Raw genomic sequence first — 22869 nt, forward strand, 5'->3', positions numbered from 1 at the left:
CAGCAAGTAGGTGCATTAGCCATTACGCAGCGTGCTGAGCAGCTCTTCAAGTTTGCGTTGGTCAGCCATAAATTTGCGAATACCTTCTGCCAGTTTATCCGTTGCCATTTCGTCTTCGTTCATCGCCCAACGGAAATCTGTCTGTGTTAATGCCTCACTCGGCGTGCTGCTGGCCGTTTGGGCGATGAGCTGTTGCGGTAGCTCACCCTGAAGTTCATCTAGTTCATTAAGTAGTGCAGGAGAGATCGTTAAACGATCACAGCCTGCCAGTGCCTGAATCTCCCCCACGTTTCTGAAGCTTGCGCCCATCACAATGGTGGGGTAGCCGTGACTCTTGTAGTAGTCATAAATACGCTTAACAGACTGCACGCCCGGATCATTGGCACCGCTAAAATCAGTGTCAGGATGTTTAGCTTTATGCCAGTCAAGAATACGGCCTACAAATGGTGAAATAAGCGTTGCACCAGCATCTGCACAGGCTTGCGCCTGGGCAAAGCCAAATAACAAGGTCAAGTTTGTACGAATACCATCACGCTCAAGTTGACGAGCGGCTTGGATGCCCTCCCAGGTCGAGGCCATTTTGATCAAAATACGCTCAGGTCCCACTCCATGCTGTGCATAGCGCTCAATCAGTGAGTGCGCCTTGGCAATAGTGGCATCACGATCAAACGATAGTCGGGCACTGACTTCAGTTGATACATAGCCGGGTACCAGCTCGCTGATTTCGCTACCGATATCAACAGCGACACGATCTACTGCATCTTCGAGATTGATGCTTTCTTTAGCAATGCTAGCCAGGCGTGCGCGTCGATCTTCTTGCTGAGCCGCTTGCAGGATAAGTGATGGATTGGTGGTGGCATCTTGCGGCTGAAAACGGCGGATAGCCTCAAGGTCGCCGGTGTCAGCGACCACCGTAGTCATCTTTTTTAATTGAGTTAGTAGGCTAGTAGCCATGCACCGCTCCTTAGTTGTCTTTTAGATAGCTGTCGTTGAGATCGTAATGGTTGAAATAGTAATCATCGGACTACTTTAGCAAGGCCATTGCTCAGCGAACAGAGACCGACAAACGAATTGAAATCGATTATAATTAGCGTCCTATCTATTCAGCGGCATTCTCTGCTGTTTAGTGCCCACTTCAAGGATATTTATGGAACTTGATCCTCGTCGGGTGGCGCTGTTGGTGGCGGCCAATACAGCGCTTGCGCCGTTTGCAATTGATGCTTATTTACCTGCCATGGGGATACTGGCTGAAAATATCAATGCGAGTATTCATCATACTGAACTCTCTATCAGTATGTTCTTATTTGGTTTTGCAATAGGTCAGCTGTGCTTTGGACCACTGTCAGATCGGATTGGGCGTAAGCCTGTTTTACTCAGCGGTTTGGTGGTGTTTATGCTTGCAAGCCTAATGATCACTACCGTGGATAGTTTGTCTTCCTTGTTAGCATGGCGATTTATTCAAGCACTGGGCGGCGGTGCCTGTGTGGTGAATTCAGCAGCGATTGTGCGCGACTGCTTTAGCGGACGTGAAGCCGCTAAGGTCATGTCAACAATGGCGATGATTATGATGCTAGCACCATTGGTCGCTCCTGCGGTGGGCAGTCTCTTGCTACACGTTGCCGGGTGGTGGTTGATCTTTGTATTTTTGGCCGCTTATGCAGGATTTTTGCTTTGGCTGTTAGGCACGCGTTTACCCGAGACGCGAGATACGAACCTGCCCGCTGCTTCGCCGCGCCAAGTTATACGTAACTACGCTAGCGTGCTGCGTCATAAAGAGGGGATGGGCTATATATGCGCCGTCGCAGCCTCATTCGCTGGGCTGTTTGCTTTTGTAACGGCTTCTCCATTTTTATACTTAGACTACTTCTCGTTATCGCCTAGCGTTTACCCACTAGTATTTGGCGTCAATGTCCTTGTGATTGCGTTATCTAATCGCGTCAATATTCATTTGCTGCGTAAGCGCTCGCCTCAGCAGAATTTAAGACTTGGGTTAACCATTCAGCTCATTGCAGCGCTAGGGCTGGTAACAGTGACAGCCCTTAATCTCGCGTCGCTTTATGTAGTGGTTCCGCTGATCATGCTGTTTACCGGCATGATTGGCTTGATCACGCCAAATGCCATCTCTGCGCTACTCGATCATTTCGGACATATTAGTGCCACAGCAACTGCCTTGCTGGGCGGCATCCAGTTTAGCTGTGGGGCTATTGCTGGGGTGATGGTGGGCTTATTCCAAGTAGAGCACTTGTGGCCAATGGTGCTCACAATGTTGGGAGCCGCGCTGCTAGGTAACATCGGCGTTAGAAAACTGACAAGTAAGCCTACGTACGATGTTTCGTACTAATGTTGTTCTGTTGAATGATTCTAGCGTAAGGGCAAGATGGTCGATTTAATGAATAACCTGTTGTCATGGATGGATATGCCGCTTGATATATGGCTTTCTTGCTCAGCCGTATTGATGCTGGGAGCTTTCGTACAGCGTGCCACAGGTTTCGGTTTGGCAGTGGTAGGGGCGCCGCTACTACTAATGCTAGAGCCTCGCTTGGTGCCGGTTGTTTTAGTGCTGTTTGGATTCACCGTTTCATTACTAATGGTGCGCCACTATTGGCAAGAAGTACGCCTTGATGCGATAGGCGTTGCATTAATTGGCCGCTTGCCGGGGAACGCATTGGGTATTTGGTTATTGTTGGCTGCTCCGTTAGTAATATTGGAAAAGCTGATCGCTGCTATCGTGCTGTTTGCTGTAGCAGTAACACTGTTTCGTTTCCATCCCCCTGTGAACCGTGTGACGTTGTTCCTAGCTGGCGTTCTATCAGGTATCTTCGGCACGGTGGCTGCCATCGGTGGCCCTCCTATTGTCCTGCTAATGCATGGCTTCCCAGCGGATCGTCTACGCGGCAATTTAGCTGCTTTCTTTATTTTGACGTCTCTTTTAACGCTGGCAACGCTAGGGTTAGCAGGTCAGGTGTCTGCTTGGCATTTTAAATTGGCTTTAACATTTCTACCTGCAGTGCTAGTTGGTAACGCGTTGGCAGATACGATTGCTCATCGGTTGGATAGGCGATTGTTGCAGGGAGCTTCGCTTGGGCTATGCACGCTAGCGGCGTTGGGGCTGTTAATTTAGTACGGGGTATGCGGTATTTCGGACTAAAATTTTTCTGTTAAGTCATGCTGTGTCACAAAGTTGTCATCGAAGCGGTGCAAAGTACGACCTGCGAAGGCCAAAACCTTACATCGACAGGAGTATTTCGCATGAACCGTATTCTAAAAACGACCGTGATCGCGGCTGCCGTAATGAGCGTTGCCGGTGTTGCCCAGGCACGTGATCAGATCCGTATCGTAGGTTCCAGTACCGTTTACCCGTTTGCCAGCTACGTTACTGAAGAGTTCGGTGCCACTACCGGTAACCCTACCCCTGTTATTGAATCAACAGGGTCGGGTGGTGGTTTGCGTCTGTTCTGTAATGGTGTTGGCGAAGGCACGCCCGATATCACCAATGCGTCACGTCGTATGAAACCGTCTGAATTTGAGCGCTGTGAAGAGAACGGCGTGACTGATATCACCGAAGCTAAAATCGGTTCTGACGGTATCGTCCTTGGACAATCTGTTGATAACGATGCGGCAGATTTTACCTTGGAACATATTTTCCTTGCCGTAGCCGCCCAGGTTCCCGTTGATGGTGAGTTGGTTGATAACCCCTATACCAACTGGAGCGAAATTGACGACTCTTTACCGGACCGTGAGATTTCTATTTATGGGCCGCCCACGACCTCTGGTACCCGCGATGCGTTTGAAGAGCTGGTAATGGAAGTTGTCTCTGAAGAAATGGATGTCTACGGTGGCGAAGGTTATACCGAAATTCGCTCCGACGGTGTCTATATCGATGCAGGTGAAAACGATAATTTGATTGTTCAGCGTTTGTCAGAAGACACTAAAGCGTTCGGTATTTTTGGATACTCTTTCTTGACGGAAAATCCGGATACTATTCAAGGTGCTTCTATTGGTGGCGTTGAACCAGAAGTTGAAGCGATTAGTTCTGGCGAATACCCGGTTGCTCGCTCGCTGTGGTTCTACCTCAAGAATCAGCATGCTGACGAAGTACCACCAATGTACGACTATGCCAATATGTTTATGGAAGAGCTGATGATTGGCAATGATGGCTATTTGGTTGATATTGGTTTGATTCCGTTGCCTGAAGCTGAGCGTGAACAGGCTCGTCAGCGTGTTGCTGACCGTGCACAGTTAACGGTCGAAGATCTGAAGTAAGTTAACAACTTTTGATACAAGAGGCCGGTAGCCACAAGCTACCGGCCTCTTATTTTGAGTTGGCTTTATCTTGGCATTTGTCACATTACTGTCATGTTTTTGCTCCAAAGTGGTCGCCAATACGATCTCATTAAGTGATGCGAGAGAAATTCGATGCAAACTAACCAGCTACTTTTACTCTTTTGCACTGTGCTCTTGCTGCTTGGGCTAGTGGCTTACTTTGTTGGCCGTGCAAAGGCTTCCCGTGTGCGCGCATCAGGAGCCGCAATGTTTGCGCAGCCAGACCAGTATGCGTGGTTTGCGGTTCTATCAACGGCAGGGCCGGCAGTGTTAGTGGGGGCCGTCGGTTCTTTGCTGTTACTGTTGCTAGGCGCTGATATTCCGCCACTATATTTACTTGCTGCTAGTCTGGTGGTGGCTGCCGCGGGCCTTGCTGTGGGCATTACCCAGGTTAAACCTGAGTTCCATGCACGCCAAGCCATTGAACGCGTTATTCGATGGATACTAGCTGGCGCGGCGTTGATTTCGATTTTCACAACCTTTGGAATACTTTTTTCAATTATTTCAGAAGCATTGCGTTTTTTTCAGATGCATAGCTTTTGGGAATTTATTACTGGCACCAACTGGAATCCCGGGGCGAGTTTTTTAGCATCGGCAGGCCGTGGTGACGGCAGCGGTGCAGAGTTTGGTTCAGTGCCGCTATTTGCGGGCACCTTTATGATCACTGCTATTGCGATGTTGGTGGCAGTGCCGGTAGGACTGCTCTCCGCTATTTATATGTCGGAATACGCGCCTACCAGGGTTCGCACTATTGCTAAGCCTGTACTTGAAGTGTTGGCAGGTATTCCAACTGTGGTATATGGCTTCTTTGCCGCCATCACGGTTGCGCCCATTATTGTCAATATCGCAGGCTTTTTTGGTTTAGATGCCTCTTATAACAATGCCGTCGCTCCCGGGGTTGTAATGGGGATCATGATTATCCCGTTTATCTCCTCGCTTTCTGATGACGTCATTAACTCTGTACCAGACAGCATGCGCCAAGGGTCTCTCGCATTGGGTATGACCAAAGGCGAAACGATTCGTGACGTGGTAATACCCGCTGCCTTACCTGGGATTATTTCTGCTTCATTACTGGGTATGTCCCGGGCGCTGGGCGAAACGATGATTGTTGTGATGGCAGCGGGTATGCGACCCAACCTAACCGCCAATCCTTTAGAGGACATGACGACGGTGACTGTTCGAATTGTTGCGGCGCTCACGGGTGACCAGGAATTCGAAAGTGCCGAAACGCTTTCAGCATTTGCTCTGGGCTTGGTTCTATTCGCAGTGACGCTGACGCTCAATCTGGTGTCAGTGCTAATGATTCGCCGCTTCCGTGAAAAATACCGCGTTAATAACCTGTAACGCCGAGGAACTGATTCGATGAGCCATACTTTTGACGAGATCAGCCAGCAGCTTAAGCGGCGTCACCGTAAGTCGTCACGCCTAAAGTGGGTATCCATGGGGGCGCTGGGATTAGCGGGTCTGTTTTTGGTGCTGTTCTTTGCTGATATGTTAAGCAAAGGGTTGCCAGCTTTTCAGCAAGCATACATCAATACCGAAATTCGTTATTCAGAAGAAGCTAGTCGCGATGGGCGTCAAGCGTTTGATGAAGACTTGATCCCACTGATTAGTCGCACCGTGGTACGCGTTATCCCGCTTCAGTTGCGCGATAACCCTGAATTAATCGGCACATCAGAGCAGCGTTGGATGCTGGCAAATAGTGCGGTGGACCAATACCTGAAAGGGCACCGTAATCGCCTTAGCGAGCAAGAAAAAGCTGAGATTGATGAGCGTGTCGCGGCCGGACAGGTTGATTTGCGCTTCAATAAAACGTTCTTCGGTTCTGGTGATTCAAAAATTGCCGAGAATGCTGGTATTTTGTCGGCTGTCGTCGGTACGGTGATGACAATGATTGTCACCCTATTGATTGCGTTTCCCATCGGTGTAATGACTGCGATCTATCTAGAAGAATTTGCCCCAGATAACCGCTTTACCCAAGCAATTGAAATCAACATTAATAACCTAGCGGCAATACCTTCAATTCTATTCGGTTTGTTGGGCTTGGCGATTTTTATTAACTTTTTTGGGGTGCCGCGCTCTTCGCCACTGGCAGGCGGTATGACCCTGGCGCTGATGACGCTGCCGGTGATTATTATCTCTACCCGCACAGCGCTACGCAGTGTGCCGGATTCCATTCGTCATGCGGCGTTTGGAGTAGGGTGCTCACGCTGGCAGGTAGTGCGTGACCATGTTCTTCCTTTGGCGATGCCTGGCATTATGACGGGTTCCATTATTGGTCTGGCACAGGCAATGGGTGAAACAGCACCGCTGATTATTGTCGGTATGGTGGCATTTATTCCTGATGTGGGAGCCTCATTTACTAATGCAGCAACAGTAATGCCCGCTCAAATATTTACTTGGTCAGGTGAGCCAGAGCAGGCGTTTGTGGAAAAAACTGCCGGTGGTATTTTAGTGCTGCTCACCATACTCATCTCACTCAACGCCTTTGCCGTTGTACTACGTAAGAAATTTGAGCGTCGCTGGTAGGCCAGCACGTCATAGAGGACATTACTATGAATAGCCATGCACCTGTAATGAACCAGCAGACTCTGCCCGACGTGGGGCAGCCCTATACGCGTAATGAGAAGGCTTGCCATGATTTAAGTATCCGAGTTCGTGATTTGAACCTGTGGTACGGCAAAACCCAGGCGTTAAAAGGATTGAATATTGATCTTTTTCAGAAGAATGTAACCGCGCTGATTGGCCCTTCGGGGTGCGGTAAATCGACCTTCTTGCGCTGCCTTAACCGCATGAATGATCTTATTCCTAGTGTTCGTACGGAAGGATTGGTGGAAATGGACGGCCGGGACGTTAACGCCGCAAAGATGGATGAAGTAGCGTTGCGCCGTCGCGTCGGCATGGTATTTCAGAAGCCGAATCCTTTTCCTAAGTCGATCTACGAAAATATTGCTTACGCACCGCGCATGCATGACTTAGTAAGTCGTAAAGCAGATCAAGATGAGCTTGTTGAGAAAGCGTTGCGCGATGCAGGCCTATGGAATGAAGTGAAAGATAAGCTACAGGAACCAGGTACTTCCTTATCCGGTGGTCAGCAACAGCGCCTGTGTATTGCACGAGCAATTGCGGTTCAGCCGGATGTCATTTTAATGGATGAACCTACTTCTGCGTTAGATCCGATCTCTACAGCAACGATTGAAGATCTGATGGATAAACTGAAAGAGCAGTTCACCATCGTGACAGTCACGCATAATATGCAGCAGGCTGCACGGGTAGCTGACTACACGGCGTTTTTCCATTTAGGGGAAATCATCGAGTACAACGATACCAAAGTAATGTTCTCAACCCCTGCACAGAAGAAAACCGAAGACTATATCTCTGGTCGCTACGGTTAACTAAGTACTGCCTGCAAGCTAGCGCTAAGCTAACCTGCAGGCATTTTTTTAGTTTTTTATATATGTTTTTTCGTATGTTTGCATTACGATTTTTGTACTGTTCACCTATTCGCTTATCTAGCCATTCATCCATATGTTTAACTAAACAGGAGGCCTCATGGCATTACGTATTGGTATTAACGGGTTTGGTCGTATTGGTCGGCTGGCGCTGCGCAGTCTCTGGGCTGGGGTTGAAACTGGGGCGGTAGAACTTATCCGTATTAATGACCCCGGCGGCGATGCGGCAACGTTTGCCCACCTGCTTGAATTTGACTCGGTACATGGTCACTGGTCGCCTGGTAATGGGATCACCACCTCTAACAATACGATTGTTTTAGATGGTAAATCTGTTTCATTTAGTGCCAATAAAATGATTGCCGACAGTGACTGGTCGGCGTGTGACGTGGTCATTGAGTGCTCGGGTAAAATGAAAGAAACCGCCACACTTCAAGCATACCTTGACCAAGGGGTTGCGCGGGTGGTGGTGAGTGCACCAATTAAAGATGCCAGCGTGCTGAACGTGGTGGTAGGCGTTAATGATCACCTTTACGATCCTGCTCAGCATCGAATTGTGACCGCCGCTAGTTGTACCACTAACTGCTTGGCACCGGTGGTGAAAGTGATTCAGGAAACCTTTGGCATTCGCCATGGCTCGATGACCACGGTACACGACATTACCAACACTCAAACCATTCTGGATGCGCCGCATAAAGACCTGCGTCGTGCTCGTGCTTGTGGCATGAGTCTGATTCCGACAACGACCGGCTCTGCGAAAGCGATTACCGCAATTTTCCCCGAGCTGGAAGGCAAGCTAAATGGCCATGCCATTCGCGTGCCGCTAGCCAACGCATCGCTCACTGATATGGTGTTTGAGCTTGAGCGCGTGGTCACGGCGGAAGAAGTTAATCTAGCGCTGAAGACAGCCGCGGAGGGAGAGCTTGCCGGTATTTTGGGTTATGAAGAACGCCCGCTGGTATCGATTGATTATCGCACTGACCCACGCAGCTCCATTATCGATGCGCTTTCCACCATGGTGGTCAACGGCACCCAGCTTAAGCTTTACGCCTGGTATGACAACGAGTGGGGTTATGCCAACCGTACCGCTGAACTCGCTATGAAAGTGGGTGGAGCCGATGGGGGTGAGTGATTCCCTGCTGAGCCGGGTTCGAGCGCTGCCTTTCGAGGTGCGCCAATACATGCTAATCACCGGTAACTACTGGGCATTTACCATTACCGATGGCGCGCTGCGCATGTTGGTAGTGATGTATTTTCACCAGTTGGGCTACTCGCCGCTGCAAATTGCCATGCTGTTTCTGTTCTACGAAGCCTTTGGCGTAGTGACCAACTTGGTGGGCGGCTGGCTGGGTGCGCGGTTAGGCTTGAACCGCACGATGAATGTGGGGCTTGGGTTGCAAATTATCGCCCTTGCTATGCTGATGGTGCCCGCAGGAATGCTTACGGTTGTTTGGGTCATGGCGGCTCAGGCGTTGTCTGGGATCGCCAAAGACCTAAACAAAATGAGCGCTAAAAGTGCGGTTAAAGTGCTGGTACCTAAAGAGAGTGCCAATGCCAATAGCGCGCTTTACCGTTGGGTAGCGATGCTGACCGGCTCTAAAAATGCATTGAAAGGTCTCGGCTTTTTTATTGGCGGGGTGTTGCTAACGCTGATTGGTTTCCGTGGTGCGGTGATTGCCATGGCGGTTATGCTTAGTGGGGTGCTCTTACTCTCTTTTTGGCGCTTGAAGGCTGATTTAGGGCGCCAGAAGGTAAAGCCTAAGTTTTCGGAAATTTTCTCCAAGTCCCGCGCGATTAATGTGCTTTCAGCGGCGCGTTTTTGCCTGTTTGCATCAAGGGATGTCTGGTTCGTAGTGGCGTTGCCGGTGTTTTTATATGACCAGCACGGCTGGACCCACTGGACGGTGGGGGGATTACTGGCAGCATGGATTATTGGCTACGGCGGGGTCCAAACCCAGGCACCTAAGCTAACTCGGCTGATTAAGGGGGATGCTCGCGCGCTAACCGCAGGCTGGGCAGCTGCTCTAGCAGTGTTGGCAATTTTATTGGCGTTGCTACCGCTAGAGCAGGTGGCTTGGCTAGTGGTCGGGCTTTTAGCGTTTGGTGTGCTGTTTGCGATTAATTCCAGCTGGCACAGTTACCTGATCGTTCATTATGCCCGTGCCGATGGCGTCTCGATGGACGTTGGCTTCTACTATATGGCCAATGCCATGGGGCGGTTGGTGGGAACCTTGCTATCAGGCTGGCTATATATGGCGTATGGGCTGAGTGCCTGTCTTTGGGTATCGGCGGCCTTAGTGGCAGCCAGTTCATTGATGGCACTGGCGTTGCCTAAACAAACCGCATGATTCGCTCGCCCAGGGTTGGTTTAACGCTCACATTAGGCAGTGCGCAAACCCTCGCCTGGGCTTCCAGCTATTATCTGCCCGCTATTCTTGCAGTCCCAATAGCAAAAGAGTTAGGTGTCTCAACTAGCTGGGTATTTGGCGCTTTTTCAGCAGCCTTACTGCTGACGGCAGTGCTCGGGCCTTCCGTTGGCCGATGGATCGATAGGCAAGGCGGGCGAGGCGTGTTGATGGCCTCTAATGGGGTATTGGCACTGGGTCTTGGCATAATGGCCGTGTCCCAGGGTTTACCCTCGCTAATACTTGCTTGGTTGGTGACGGGGATTGGGATGGCGATGGGGCTATACGATGCTGCCTTTGCCACCTTAGGCCGATTATTAGGGCGTCAAGCGAGGGCATCGATTACCGGTGTTACGCTGGTTGCTGGATTTGCCAGCACGGTGGGGTGGCCGCTTACCGCATGGTTGGAAAACGAATGGGGCTGGCGCGTGGCCTGCGCTAGCTGGGCATTAGCGCATGTGTTGATCGGTATGCCCTTGAATTTCAGCCTGCCTAAAGTGGCTAGCAACGCCGTTTTTAGTGAGGCCGATCAACGAGCGCCAAGGCCAGACCGTCCCCGCTTAACTATGCTGCTACTAGCCTATGTGTTTGCGGCTGGGTGGTTTGTGTCGACGGCGATGGCGGCGCATCTTCCAAGGCTTCTGCAGGAGAGTGGTGCGTCACTTTCAGTCGCAATTGCTGCTTCCGCGCTTGTGGGGCCTGCGCAGGTAGCAGCGCGCATGGGAGAGTTTATACTGCTCAGGCACTGCCATCCGTTAGTGGCGGCACGCGTGGCAACAACGCTGCATCCGTTAGGTGCCGCACTGTTAACAGCCGTTGGTATGCCTGCTGCCGGTTTTGCGTTACTGCATGGTGCGGGCAACGGTATGATGACCATTGCTTCCGGCACGTTGCCGCTAGCGTTATTTGGCCCTAAAGGGTTCGGTCGGCGGCAAGGGCTTATTATTGCCCCCGCACGTGCGTCTCAAGCACTCGCACCACTGCTATTTGGCCTGCTGATTGAGCACAGTGGTGCCAGTGCGCTGTGGCTGACGGCACTGTTAATGCTCGGAGCGACGCTAGTGTTACTGCTTATCCGTGTGCCTAGTCAGTAGGATTGTATCATCGACACATTATGATGCTTTGAGCAGTTTCTGAATATCTTCTGCGCTGGCTACTTTACCCTCAATGACGATATCGTCCTCGATGCTTAGCGCAGGCGTGCGCATAATGCCTTCGTCAATAATGGCGTTCACATCAGTAATTTTCTCGATATCCACCGTTAAGCCGAGGGCATTGGCCGCTTCCTGTGCGTTGTCGGTCAGTTGTTGGCACTTTTTGCAGCCGCTACCGTATATCTTGAGTTTCATGACATCACTCCTGTCAGTTTGAGCGTTTTCTTACCACAACATCGTTGCGGTAGTACTTGTTAGTTAAGGCCAAAACTGGCCATATAAATAGCCTGATAGTGTTGCCATTACGACAACCAGTGTGCAGTAAACCAGGGTTTTTTGCGTACCTATGATGGTGCGAATCACTAGCATGTTGGGTAACGACAGGGCAGGCCCTGCCAGCAACAGGGCTAACGCTGGGCCCTTGCCCATCCCGTTACCAATCAGGCCTTGAACGATGGGCACTTCGGTAAGGGTCGAGAAATACATAAAGCCGCCCAGTAACGAGGCAAGGAAGGTAGAGCGCAAGCCGTTATCTCCTACCGCCAGTACCACCCACTCTGAAGGGATGAGGCCTTCCTCACCGGGGCGGCCTAACAGCAGACCAGCCACGAATACCCCCACCAGTAGCAGTGGCATGATCAGTTTGGTGAACTCCCAGCTCTGCTCTGCCCATTCACGGTCTTCGTCACGCAGAGTGGCAATCAGCATAAGGCCGATAATACCGACCGCGAACGCCAGTTCAGGTACGCTGGGTACTAGTACGGCGGCGATGGCGACGGCACTTGCCAGTACCGCTACTTGATGAAGCGGCCAGTTCCAGCGGCGAATCAGTAGCAGTGCGAAAAGCCCGGAAAGTACGGCAGTGATATGCCATTTATAGGCATGAATGGTCATCCAGACAGCGCTGTCGGCTGCCGCCCAGTTAGCGAAGACCAGGATGCCCACCATCAGCCCAAAAAACATCCCGATTTGGCTTAAAGGGCGAGAGAGCTCACCACTGAAGCCGCGGCTATTTTTAGTGGCACGGGCCTGCTCTTCGCGGCGGTAAATTAGGTGCATGATGACGCCAATTACCACGGCAAATACAATCGCGCCGATAGCTCTGGCTAACCCCAGCTCCAAGCCAAGTACTTTGGCGGTTACCACAATCGCCATAATATTGATGGCGGGTCCTGAATAAAGAAAGGCAATGGCAGGCCCCAGACCTGCGCCCCGACGATAAATGCCGCCGAAAAGCGGTAGTACGGTGCAAGAACAAACGGCCAGCAGCGTGCCAGAAACCGAAGCCATGCCAAAAGCGACAGGCTTTGAGGCGTTAGGCCCTAGGTAGCGCATCACGGCGCCTTCGTTTAGATAGGCAGCCATAGCGCCAGCGATCAGAAAGGCTGGCAGTAGGCAGAGAATGACGTGTTCCTGTGCGTACCAGTGTGTCAATCGAATGCCTTCCAACACGGCGTTGTCGAAGCGCGCTGTTCCAGCGGGCAGGAAATAGATCAGCAGAAAAATTCCCACTACGGCAGCGAGCCAGCGTACTTGGTTGGGGTTCTCCTTGGCGAGATAAAGCAAGCGACCGGCAAAGGAGGAAGTTGAGGTAGGACTAGATTCCGTCACGGGATACCTCGCATAGGTCTAAATGAAATATGATTATAACAATATATGTTTATGCGTATATTATCTAGTCAATGCTTTCGTTAAGGCAATCCTGCCTTTATGTTTTGTGTCATCTATTTTGATTGAATAACGGTGCCATCCACATAAAGATGGCGAAATTTCCACCAGCCTTCAACGCTAATGCGCAGCCCTTGATGAGCCAGTTCAGGGGCAATGTAGATCGAAATATTCTCTTGAACATGATGTTGGTAGTGTTGGGTGGCATTTGGGGATTGCGCTTCGGCTACCGCTAGGTTGGCAAGCCCTCCGCAGCAGCCGTGGCGAGGGGAAAGACGAACAGTGACGGCGCTGCCTTGTTGTTTGATGAAGTCGATGGCGTCGCTGTCTATTTCAATCACATGCTTCATCGCTCACTCCGTAGGTGCATTGCGCTGAGCGGGCGACGTATTAAACGTAGGCGATAGCGTTGCAGGATCTTGCTCGGCTTTTTGCGCTTTGGCTGCCTCTGCCCACCAGGTTAATTGGCCTAACGTACGGCCAAAATAGCTTTCCCAGCGCTCCTGTTCCTGTACAAATTGCCCATCGTCGCTCAGCGCTTCCTGGGCTTTGGGTATATGAATCATGGCGGACACTGGCAGGCACCCCAACTCAGAGAGAAATGCGCGCATGCTAACCGCAGCACGCGCGCCTCCCCATTGTCCCATGGAGTAAGTCACGATGGCGCTGGGCTTAAAGGCAAACAGTGACGCGCCAAAATGATTCAGCAAATGGCTTAGTGCCGGGCTCATGGTGTGGTTGTATTCAGGACTGACCATCACGTAGCCATCGGCGTGCTCAATTTTACCCGCAAGGGCGTCAAGGTCTGTGGGAACCGCTTTTTTTGCGTAAGCAAAATGCGGCTTAAAAGGGCCGTTAAGATCTAACGTTAGCGGGTCTATGACCTCTGCCGTTGTATCGGGTAGCGAGCTAAGTAGACGTTTGCACGCCTTGGATACCCGCTCGCCTAAGCGGGCGGGGGCGGGCGGTGTGGAGGTTCGTGTTGAACCAAGGAAAATTAAGTAATGGGCCATTCAAGTGCCTCTTTACGGTGCGTTTTCAGGAAAATGCTGACGCGTTTTGTTAGCAATGCGCACTAGCGCGAGCATAAGTGGTACTTCTACTAGAACACCCACCACCGTAGCGAGCGCGGCACCTGACTGTAAGCCAAACAGGGCAATGGCCGCTGCGACCGCCAGTTCAAAAAAGTTGCTGGCTCCAATCATTGCACCAGGAGCTGCGATGTTGTGTGGCACACGCCACGCTTTAGCCCAGCCATAGGCAATAAAGAAGATCAAAAATGTTTGGATAATCAGCGGAATGGCGATTAGCACGATATGCAGCGGATTATTCAGAATGACGTCGCCTTGGAAGGCGAATAGCAGCACCAGGGTAATGATTAGCCCGATGGGCGTGATAGGGCCGACACGCTTCATAAACACGTTGTCGTACCACTCGGTGCCATACTTGGTGATCAGTGTTTTACGGGTGAAATAGCCCGCCGCAAGTGGAATCACAATGTATAGCACCACGGATAAAATAACCGTATCCCACGGTACCTGGATATTCGAGATGCCGAGTAAAAAAACCACCAGCGGTGCAAAGGCAAACAGCATGATCAGATCATTCAAAGCCACCTGAACGAGGGTGTAGGCCGCATCACCACGGGTGAGGTAGCTCCATACAAATACCATCGCGGTGCAAGGTGCTGCGCCTAATAATATGGCACCCGCTAGATATTGACTGGCCAGTTCTTCAGGAATAAAGGGCCGAAATATCACCATGAAAAACAGCCAAGCTAAGGCGAACATGGTGAAAGGCTTAATTAGCCAGTTGACCGTGGTGGTAATGGTCAAGCCCTTTGGCTGGCGACGCACCCCTGCAATCGCGCTGAAGTCAATTTGTGCCATCATGGGGAAAATCATCGCCCAGATTAATACCGCAATCGGAATTGATACCTGGGCATACTCAAACCGCGATAACACCTCTGGCACGGCAGGAGCGAACTGCCCAAGTGCAATCCCAGCGACAATGGCAATCGCTACCCATACAGAAAGGTAGCGTTCAAACAGTCCCATATCAGCACTAGTGGGGGAAGCATTGCTCTGAGTTGTCATAAGATCACTCCTTTCTTAAATGGCGCGCTGGTTGACGCGTTTAGAGACTTCTTCGGCGCTCTCTTTGCGTTCAGAGTAGCGGTCGGTTAGCAGGTCGCTACGCTCATGAACCAGCAGGGTGAATTTCACCAGCTCTTCCATGACATCAACAATGCGGTCATAAAACGGCGAAGGTTTCATACGGTCATTGTCATCAAATTCCATAAAGGCCTTAGGCACTGATGACTGATTGGGGATCGTCACCATGCGCATCCAGCGACCTAAAATGCGCAACTGATTTACCGTGTTGAATGACTGGGAGCCGCCGCATACTTGCATCACGGCAAGGGTTTTACCCTGGGTAGGGCGAACGCCGCCTAGCGCAAGCGGGATCCAGTCAATTTGTGCTTTCATAATGCCAGTCATTGCGCCGTGGCGCTCAGGCGAGCACCACACCATGCCGTCAGACCACTGTGCCAGTGTCCTCAGCTCATCCACTTTCGGGTGGCTTGCATCTTCCGCATCCGGCAAGGGTAAGCCACGAGGATCAAAAATTTTTGCATTAGCCCCCATTGCAGTGAGTAGCCGAGCGGCTTCTTCAACCACCAATCGGCTGAATGAACGCGCTCGCAGTGAACCGTAGAGCAATAAGATGTTAGGCGTAGGCTGGTCGCTAGGAGGGAGCATCAATGTTTCAGGAGTAGGCGCTTTAAACATACTGCTGTCCACGTTTGGTAAGTCATCAAGCAATGCCATTAGTGGTGTTCCTTTTACATCGTAAGAGTGATTATTAATACTTATGATATATGTTTTTTCGTATATTTGTACTAGTAACCAGTAGGCTGCAATAAATGCGTCATCTTGAGAGCGTAAATTGCTGAAATTAAACTCATCAAGAGGTCTTTTATTTATGCCAAAGCGTCGCGTGCTGTTTCTTTGTAATGCCAATTCTGCACGGTCTTTGATGGGGGAGGCGCTGCTTCGCCAGATGGCAAGTGATCATTTTGATGCTTTTAGTGCAGGTTCCGAGCCAGACGAACCCCATGCGCTAACGTTAGAGGCGCTACGTAAACAAGGGCTTTCTACGGAAGGGTTGCGTAGTAAGTCACTGGATGAGTTTGAGGATGAGTACTTTGATTTTGTTATTGTGCTTTGCGACAAGGCGCAACAGGTGTGTAGAGATTGGCAGGGGCATGCGGAAGAAGTGCTCTTCTGGGATATTCGTGATCCAAGGTTAATTAGTAAATTAGATGCATATGAACAAGCGCTATTAGAGATCCGTCGACGTCTGCAGCTTTGGTTGCCACTGCACGCTAACCGCCAATCACGTGGTTAAAAGCCTTAGTTGGAAAGCCTTAGTTGGAAAGCTTTTGTTGAGAGCCTTATATGCGCATGATCAATAATCTAAGCGTTAAAGCGAGCTGGGCGCTGGTATTAGTTACCTTTAGCTTTTTAGTGCTAGCAATCGGTAGCTTAGGCCTATTTGCCAATCATTTCGGCCGAGAGGCATTCACATCATTACAGCAGCGAGATATGGCGCAGGTGCGCGAGCTGAACGGTGCCTATACTCAGCTGCTGCGTGCTCGCATACAAATGAACCGAGCTGCAGAACTAATTCGCACCCCATCGTTTGATCGTCCAGAACCTTTACTAGAAGAAGCAGAAAGTTTATTGAGTGCGGCTTCAGCCCGGTTTAATGCTTTCCACTCGAGTTTTTCTGAGGAAGAGCGACTTGAGCTAGTGGATCAGTTAGCGAATGATTTCCGCTCATTGGTTAATAATAATTTAAGTTTGCAAATGATGATGTTGGAAGAGCGCGATGTTCGTGGCTTCCTTTCTGGTGAATCCCGAGTGGATGAGAGCAGCCAGAAATTCGTGAGTACTGCCGATGCTTTTTATGATTACTCCGTTGCCCGTGGTGCTGGGTTGCTCAATCGTTTTCAAAAAGTATCATCACTACTTTTTTGGGGAGTGCTTGGGGTTGTTTGTTTGGCGCTACTAACCGTTGCGTTTGTGGTGTGGGGCGTACGTAAAAACGTCCTTCGGCCTCTAAATACCATAACGCAACATTTTAGGCGTATCGCTAAGGGCGACCTATCAACGCCAGTAGAAGCTCATGCTGCGAATGAAATCGGCCGCCTGTTTAGCGAATTGGCAAGTATGCAGAATGCGTTGAAGACGACAGTTAACCACCTCAACAACAGCAGTCAGCAGGTTTATACCGATAGCCAGGTAATGAAGGCCCAAAGTCTGCAATTGGCAGGGCAAACTGATTCCCAGGCGGCTGCGCTTATACAAATGGCGGCAAGTCTTGAGCAGTTAACCGCCACGGTAAGCCAGAATGCAGAGAGTGCTGCGCATGTGAATCATGCAACCACTGATGTTTCATACAAAGCACAGCAGGGAGACCAGATAATCGCCCAGTTTATTGCTACGATGCAGGCCATCAATGACCATTCTGAAGAAATACAAAGCATTATTTCAATGATTGAAAGCATCGCTTTCCAAACGAATATTCTTGCTTTGAACGCTTCAGTTGAAGCAGCGCGTGCGGGTGAGCACGGACGAGGTTTTGCGGTAGTCGCCAGTGAAGTGCGGGCGCTAGCAACGCGCAGTGCAAATGCTGCACATGAGATCCGGTCACGTATTGAAGCATCACGTCAAAGCGTCGAAAAGGGTAGCAAACTGTCCCATCAAGCGGGCGAGCATACGCGCGATATTATGCAGGCGGCCACTCAGGTAGAGCAGTTAATGGCGCAAATGGCCCGTGCTTCTGAAGAGCAGCGACGGGGTATCGACGAGGTAAATAGTGCTGTGGCGCAAATTGATATGACGACCCAAGATACGTTAAGGCTTGTTAATCAGGCAGCACAAAGCGCCGAAGGGCTAGCGCAGGAAGCCTTGCAGATGCGTGAATATGCCGGTCAGTTCCGTATGGCTGAAGAGCTTAAAAAAGAAGCAGAGGCTTTGGTGACGGTAAAATCACCAGATTGGGAGACCTTGGCAACTTTAGACGCGCGTGAAGTACAGAATGAGTATCGCGCCTTGGCATGATTAGTGCGCCAAGACGCGGGTAGGTTGGTAAGTCGTATTAGTCGATAAGCTCAACCGCTACTGCGGTGGCTTCGCCGCCACCAATACAAAGACTAGCAATACCGCGTTTGCAGCCTTTGGTACGTAGGGCATGAATAAGTGTTGCAATTACCCGTGAACCGGTCGAACCAATCGGATGCCCTTGGGCGCAAGCGCCGCCAAACACGTTGACTTTCTCGTGGGGCAGCCCCAGGTCATCCATTGCCATTAACGTGACGACAGCAAACGCTTCGTTAATCTCAAACAGATCAACGTCGTTAACGCCCCAGCCAAGCTTTTTCATCAGCTTTTCAATGGCCCCTACTGGCGCAATAGTGAATTCGCTAGGATGACGAGAGTGGGTGGTATGGCCAAGCATTTTCGCAAGCGGCTTTACGCCGTGCCGTTTAGCGGCTTCATGACTGGCCAAAATAAGCGCCGAGGCGCCGTCAGAAATGGAGCTGGCGTTGGCAGCAGTAATAGTACCGTCTTTGGCAAATGCTGGGCGCAGCTGGCGAATTTTATCCAGTTTGGCTTGGAAAGGCTGTTCGTCATGCTCGACCAGCGTTTCACCTTGGCGGGTAGTCACTGTTACGGGAGCCATTTCAGCCGCTAAGTGGCCTTTATTGGTGGCGTCCATGGCGCGCTCTAAAGACGCAATGGCAAAATCGTCTAGACGTTCGCGGGTGTAGCCACGTTCTGACGCAACATCTTGGGCGAAAACGCCCATCAACTTGCCCGTTTCGGCATCTTCTAGGCCGTCAAGGAACATGTGGTCTTTCAGTTCACCATGACCTAAACGGTAGCCGCCGCGTGCTTTAGTGAGTACGTGAGGGGCATTAGACATCGACTCCATGCCACCCGCGAGCAGGATTTCGCCGGTACCTGCTTTAATCAAATCGTGGGCCAGCATGGTAGCTTTCATGCCAGAACCGCACAGTTTATTGATGGTGGTGGCACCATTGGCATCGGGAATGCCTGCCTGGCGCATAGCTTGGCGGGCTGGTCCTTGTTTTACCCCAGCAGGTAGTACACAGCCGATGATGCCTTCTTCAACAGTCTCTGGCTCGATACCGGCGCGCTCTATGGCTGCGCGGATTGCAACGGCTGCAAGCTCTGGGGCGGTCATGCTGGAAAGGCTACCCATCATTCCGCCCATAGGCGTGCGGGTCGCGGATAAAAATACAACGTCGGTGGCATTACTCATTGGTACGTCTCCTGACAGATTTATTGTGATTATCTTGCAGAGTGGCTAGGGATGCGTTGACCCGTTGGCAGGGCTGTGGTCTTCTCCTAAGTAACCAAGCAAGCGCTAGTGTAAATAATATGAATGTAATGAATGCATCTCCTCGCCGCAAGGAATTGACACGTTTAGCCGCTCAGCTATTCGTCCAAGAAGGCTTTGACCGCACCACAGTGCGTATGCTGGCGCAAGAAATGGGCATTAAGTCTGGCAGCCTGTTTCATCACTTTAAAGATAAGCAGGAGATATTGGCTGCGGTGATAGAGGAGGGCACTCAGAATGCGCTTAGCATTGCCAAAGCAGCGCTTCAGAAATGCGACGATGATCCTGAGGCGCGCCTGCATGCTATGGCACGAGCGCATTTGGAAACGCTGTTTGCTGATCGCAATGCCCATGTGGTCGCATTATTTGAATGGCGGCGATTAGATCCTGATGCGAGTGCCCACCTAAGCCACCTGCGGGATGCCTACGAAGCACTCTGGGTAGACGTTATTGACGATGCGCTGGCAGCAGAGCTTATTCACGGTGACCGCTTTCTGGTGTCGCGGTTTATCTTGGGGGCGCTGAACTGGACGGTGCGTTGGTACGACCCCAGCGGGCCGCGAACCCCCGACGATTTAGCCGATGAACTGGTCGCTATGATTATGGCGCGTTAACCCTTTCGATCGACCAACGTCTAATCTATTTAGAACGCTGATTGCTTGCGCTCCCGCGTAAATGCTTTTAGCGTTAGCTCAACTGCAAGGTTTCCGTTAACGTAAACGGACAATAATAATGCGTAAGCTCGGAACCCTGGCCTGTCTGTTTGCGTACCACTGCTCACGACTAACAACATAAGAGAGCCATCATGACAGCAACATCAGCCTCATTACCCACCTATTCGACCTTCCTGGAAAGCTTTACGGTTGACAGTATGATTGCCAGGCTAGATGACCATCAAGATGGTTACCTTAATGCCTTTGAAGCATGCTGTGGCCGTCATGTGCGCCAGGGGCGGGGAGATGTGCTTGCGCTGGTACAGGAAGATATCAATGGGGAAACGCATACCCTGACTTACGCAGAGCTAGACGAGCAGAGTGGCAAGCTTGCTGGCTGGTTTAAGACGCAGGGGCTTGGCGAGGGCGATCGCATAGCCTGTATGCTGCCGCGCTCACCAGCGCTGCTAGTAGCTGTGCTTGCTACTTGGCGAATTGGTGCGGTCTACCAGCCGTTGTTTACCGCGTTTGGCCCCGATGCGGTGGATTATCGCTTGGGGCGCGCTGATACCAAGCTGGTGATTACTGATCACGCTAACCGCTATAAGTTTGACGGGCTAAGTCAGTGCCCACCTGTTTTGGCGGTAGGTGGTTCTACCAGCGAACACCCTAATGACCATGACTGGCAGGCTGCATTGACGCATACGTCAATGAGCGAAAAGCCACCCCGGCTTGCCCCTGAAAAACCTTTTCTTCAGATGTTTACCTCAGGCACAGTGGGCAAGCCAAAAGGCGTGGCAGTGCCGCTTTCCGGGATGACAGCGTTTGCTCTCTATATGGAGCTGGCAGTCGATCTTCGTGACGATGACCGCTTTTGGAATATGGCGGATCCTGGTTGGGCATACGGGCTTTATTATGCGATTGCCGGACCGCTGCTGCTCGGTGTTACCACGCACTTCTGCGAGGCGGGCTTCAGTGCAGAAGGTGCATTGGCGTTTATGAAGCGCCACCATATTACTAATTTCGCGGCAGCTCCTACGGCATACCGTTTAATGAAAGCATCAGGGCTGTTCGATGATGCCCACCAAACGCTTGAGCTTCGCGCGGCAAGCTCAGCAGGCGAGCCGCTCAATACGGAAGTAGTGACCTGGGTGGAGAAGTCGTTGGGTTGTCCGGTCATGGATCACTATGGCCAAACAGAAACCGGCATGACCTGTAATAACCATCACTCCCTTGATCACCCCAAGCATGTAGGCGCTATGGGTGTGCCGATGCCGGGTTACCGTCTAGCCATTTTGGACGCAGAGTATAACGAGCTGCCACCTGGTGAGCCGGGTGTGCTTGCGGTTGACATTAAAAACTCACCAGCCCACTTCTTCCAGGGTTATACCTGGCAAGAAAAAGACCCCTTTGTAAATGGTTACTACCTAACTGGTGATGTGGTTATTCGCAATGAAGACGGCTCATTCCAATTTGCCGGACGTGATGACGACATTATCACCACTGCAGGCTATCGGGTCGGCCCCACGGACGTTGAAAACAGCGTGATGACACACCCAGCGGTTGCAGAGTCTGCGGCGGTTGGGCAGCCGGACGAGATTCGCGGTGAGGTGATTAAATCTTACATCGTGCTGCGTGATGGGTATGAAGCTAGCGAGGCGCTTGCCGATGAAATCCGCCAGCAGGTGCGTGAGCGTCTTTCCACCCATGCGTTCCCTAGGGTAATTGAGTTTGTCGATGAGCTGCCAAAAACGCCTAGTGGTAAAATTCAGCGCTTTAAACTTCGTGCCCAAGCCACTGAGCAAGCACGCAACGACAAATAATTAAAGGAAAGTTGAAATGCAGGTAAAGGATTGTACGTTTTTAATTACAGGGGCTGCTTCAGGTTTAGGTGCGGCAACTGCAGAGCGTTTAGTGGCTGCCGGTGGGAAGGTTGTACTTTGCGATATGAACAACAGCGTGGTGGATCACGCCAAGCGCTTAGGTGATCGTGCAAAGGCCTGCATGGCTGATATTACTTCTGCTGATGAAATGCAGCAGGCGATTGACGAAGCGGTTGCAATGGGTGGTGAAAGCGGTCTTTCTGGCGTTATTCACTGTGCTGGCGTGGTAAGTGTAGCCAAGCTTGTGGATCGTAATGGTAATCCTGCAGACCTGGAAAGCTATGCAAAAACGATCAACATCAATCTAATCGGCACGTTTAATGTGATGCGATTAGCGGCCGCAGCCATGGCTAAAAATGCCCCTAATGAAAGCGGCGAGAGGGGCGTAATTATTAATACGGCTTCTATAGCCGCATTCGATGGGCAGGTTGGCCAGTGTGCTTACAGTGCTTCCAAGGCTGGCGTAGTGGGCATGAGTTTGCCTGCGGCTAGAGAGCTTTCTCGTCATGCTATTCGCGTTATGGCGATTGCGCCGGGTGTGTTTGAAACCCCTATGATGAGTGAGATTCCTGATGAAGCGGCCCAAGCGTTAGCGGCTGCGGTGCCTTTTCCCAAGCGATTGGGTAAGCCTGGTGAATTTGCCCAGCTGGCTGAACACATTATCACTAACCCAATGTTGAACGGTGAAGTGATTCGGCTGGATGGAGGCATTCGAATGCAGTAATTGGGTTGGGACATAGGCGTCGTTTATTAACCTGTCAGCATTTTTGCTGGCAGGTTTTTTTATTTTATAAATCAGAAAGCTACTGTATGGGCGACCAAAGTTGTAGCTGTTTTAGGGGGTGTATTAAAACGACCGCTTGACTATAGGCGGTGCGCGCGCTAACTTTCAAACATGTGTT

General features: G+C 51.0%; 22 protein-coding genes. 14 read left to right on the top strand and 8 right to left on the bottom strand.

The window, feature by feature from the left end; genetic code table 11:
- Nucleotides 1-15: 15 nt before the first annotated feature.
- On the bottom strand, nucleotides 16-954 hold the full coding sequence (gene tal, locus K1Y77_RS05970; RefSeq protein WP_264430825.1) for a transaldolase: 939 nt from the start codon (nucleotides 952-954) through the stop codon (nucleotides 16-18).
- A gap of 193 nt (nucleotides 955-1147) precedes the next feature.
- Here tal and K1Y77_RS05975 point away from each other — a divergent pair, with 193 nt between their 5' ends.
- The 9 genes from K1Y77_RS05975 (at nucleotide 1148) to K1Y77_RS06015 (ending at nucleotide 11271) form a co-directional block, all read left to right on the top strand.
- Complete coding sequence (locus K1Y77_RS05975; protein ID WP_264430826.1) at nucleotides 1148-2341, top strand: Bcr/CflA family multidrug efflux MFS transporter; 1194 nt, start codon at nucleotides 1148-1150, stop codon at nucleotides 2339-2341.
- A gap of 48 nt (nucleotides 2342-2389) precedes the next feature.
- Complete coding sequence (locus tag K1Y77_RS05980; RefSeq protein WP_030070324.1) at nucleotides 2390-3121, top strand: sulfite exporter TauE/SafE family protein; 732 nt, start codon at nucleotides 2390-2392, stop codon at nucleotides 3119-3121.
- Between the two features lie 128 nt (nucleotides 3122-3249).
- Nucleotides 3250-4263, top strand: a complete 1014-nt coding sequence (locus tag K1Y77_RS05985) for a substrate-binding domain-containing protein (RefSeq protein ID WP_264430827.1) — start codon at nucleotides 3250-3252, stop codon at nucleotides 4261-4263.
- A 153-nt stretch (nucleotides 4264-4416) separates the two neighbouring features.
- Nucleotides 4417-5667, top strand: a complete 1251-nt coding sequence (gene pstC, locus K1Y77_RS05990; protein WP_264430829.1) for a phosphate ABC transporter permease subunit PstC — start codon at nucleotides 4417-4419, stop codon at nucleotides 5665-5667.
- Between the two features lie 18 nt (nucleotides 5668-5685).
- A complete protein-coding gene (gene pstA, locus K1Y77_RS05995; RefSeq protein ID WP_264430832.1) occupies nucleotides 5686-6852 on the top strand; it encodes a phosphate ABC transporter permease PstA in 1167 nt (388 codons plus the stop codon).
- 26 nt (nucleotides 6853-6878) lie between these two features.
- Complete coding sequence (gene pstB, locus K1Y77_RS06000; RefSeq protein WP_264430834.1) at nucleotides 6879-7718, top strand: phosphate ABC transporter ATP-binding protein PstB; 840 nt, start codon at nucleotides 6879-6881, stop codon at nucleotides 7716-7718.
- Nucleotides 7719-7875: 157 nt separating this feature from the next.
- Nucleotides 7876-8904 carry an ArsJ-associated glyceraldehyde-3-phosphate dehydrogenase gene (locus K1Y77_RS06005; RefSeq protein ID WP_264430836.1) on the top strand — a complete coding sequence of 343 codons (1029 nt, stop codon included), beginning with the start codon at nucleotides 7876-7878 and terminating at the stop codon, nucleotides 8902-8904.
- Nucleotides 8905-8953: 49 nt separating this feature from the next.
- On the top strand, nucleotides 8954-10120 hold the full coding sequence (gene arsJ / locus K1Y77_RS06010; protein WP_264019188.1) for an organoarsenical effux MFS transporter ArsJ: 1167 nt from the start codon (nucleotides 8954-8956) through the stop codon (nucleotides 10118-10120).
- Complete coding sequence (locus K1Y77_RS06015; protein WP_030070331.1) at nucleotides 10117-11271, top strand: MFS transporter; 1155 nt, start codon at nucleotides 10117-10119, stop codon at nucleotides 11269-11271. Before arsJ ends, K1Y77_RS06015 begins: the two co-directional genes overlap by 4 nt.
- An 18-nt stretch (nucleotides 11272-11289) precedes the next feature.
- Here K1Y77_RS06015 and K1Y77_RS06020 read toward each other — a convergent pair whose 3' ends face one another.
- The 6 genes from K1Y77_RS06020 to arsH all read right to left on the bottom strand — a co-directional run bounded on the left by K1Y77_RS06020 (nucleotide 11290) and on the right by arsH (nucleotide 15830).
- On the bottom strand, nucleotides 11290-11526 hold the full coding sequence (locus K1Y77_RS06020; protein WP_030070332.1) for a thioredoxin family protein: 237 nt from the start codon (nucleotides 11524-11526) through the stop codon (nucleotides 11290-11292).
- A gap of 63 nt (nucleotides 11527-11589) precedes the next feature.
- The gene (locus tag K1Y77_RS06025; RefSeq protein WP_264430840.1) at nucleotides 11590-12942 is read right to left on the bottom strand and encodes a permease; all 1353 of its coding nucleotides are present in this window, start codon (nucleotides 12940-12942) and stop codon (nucleotides 11590-11592) included.
- A 113-nt stretch (nucleotides 12943-13055) separates the two neighbouring features.
- Nucleotides 13056-13349, bottom strand: a complete 294-nt coding sequence (locus K1Y77_RS06030) for a CC/Se motif family (seleno)protein (protein WP_264430842.1) — start codon at nucleotides 13347-13349, stop codon at nucleotides 13056-13058.
- Between the two features lie 3 nt (nucleotides 13350-13352).
- Complete coding sequence (locus K1Y77_RS06035) at nucleotides 13353-14012, bottom strand: NADPH-dependent FMN reductase (RefSeq protein ID WP_030070335.1); 660 nt, start codon at nucleotides 14010-14012, stop codon at nucleotides 13353-13355.
- A 12-nt stretch (nucleotides 14013-14024) separates the two neighbouring features.
- Nucleotides 14025-15095, bottom strand: a complete 1071-nt coding sequence (gene arsB / locus K1Y77_RS06040; protein ID WP_264430844.1) for an ACR3 family arsenite efflux transporter — start codon at nucleotides 15093-15095, stop codon at nucleotides 14025-14027.
- A gap of 15 nt (nucleotides 15096-15110) precedes the next feature.
- A complete protein-coding gene (arsH, locus tag K1Y77_RS06045) occupies nucleotides 15111-15830 on the bottom strand; it encodes an arsenical resistance protein ArsH (RefSeq protein WP_030070337.1) in 720 nt (239 codons plus the stop codon).
- Between the two features lie 154 nt (nucleotides 15831-15984).
- Here arsH and K1Y77_RS06050 point away from each other — a divergent pair, with 154 nt between their 5' ends.
- Both K1Y77_RS06050 and K1Y77_RS06055 read left to right on the top strand, forming a co-directional pair.
- A complete protein-coding gene (locus K1Y77_RS06050) occupies nucleotides 15985-16410 on the top strand; it encodes an arsenate reductase ArsC (RefSeq protein WP_030070338.1) in 426 nt (141 codons plus the stop codon).
- 50 nt (nucleotides 16411-16460) lie between these two features.
- Nucleotides 16461-18128 (top strand): methyl-accepting chemotaxis protein, encoded by a 1668-nt coding sequence (locus K1Y77_RS06055; RefSeq protein WP_030070339.1) that lies wholly within the window; start codon nucleotides 16461-16463, stop codon nucleotides 18126-18128.
- A 37-nt stretch (nucleotides 18129-18165) separates the two neighbouring features.
- On the opposite strand, the gene K1Y77_RS06060 is transcribed toward K1Y77_RS06055, so the two are convergent.
- Nucleotides 18166-19353 (bottom strand): acetyl-CoA C-acyltransferase, encoded by a 1188-nt coding sequence (locus K1Y77_RS06060; RefSeq protein ID WP_264430847.1) that lies wholly within the window; start codon nucleotides 19351-19353, stop codon nucleotides 18166-18168.
- A 128-nt stretch (nucleotides 19354-19481) separates the two neighbouring features.
- Here K1Y77_RS06060 and K1Y77_RS06065 point away from each other — a divergent pair, with 128 nt between their 5' ends.
- The 3 genes from K1Y77_RS06065 to K1Y77_RS06075 all read left to right on the top strand — a co-directional run bounded on the left by K1Y77_RS06065 (nucleotide 19482) and on the right by K1Y77_RS06075 (nucleotide 22691).
- Nucleotides 19482-20045 carry a TetR/AcrR family transcriptional regulator gene (locus K1Y77_RS06065; RefSeq protein ID WP_030070341.1) on the top strand — a complete coding sequence of 188 codons (564 nt, stop codon included), beginning with the start codon at nucleotides 19482-19484 and terminating at the stop codon, nucleotides 20043-20045.
- Between the two features lie 191 nt (nucleotides 20046-20236).
- Nucleotides 20237-21907 carry an AMP-binding protein gene (locus tag K1Y77_RS06070; protein ID WP_030070342.1) on the top strand — a complete coding sequence of 557 codons (1671 nt, stop codon included), beginning with the start codon at nucleotides 20237-20239 and terminating at the stop codon, nucleotides 21905-21907.
- A gap of 16 nt (nucleotides 21908-21923) precedes the next feature.
- Complete coding sequence (locus K1Y77_RS06075; protein ID WP_264018476.1) at nucleotides 21924-22691, top strand: SDR family NAD(P)-dependent oxidoreductase; 768 nt, start codon at nucleotides 21924-21926, stop codon at nucleotides 22689-22691.
- The last annotated feature ends 178 nt before the right edge of the window (nucleotides 22692-22869 follow it).

Source organism: Halomonas qaidamensis (assembly GCF_025917315.1).
Classification (GTDB): Bacteria; Pseudomonadota; Gammaproteobacteria; order Pseudomonadales; family Halomonadaceae; genus Vreelandella; species Vreelandella qaidamensis.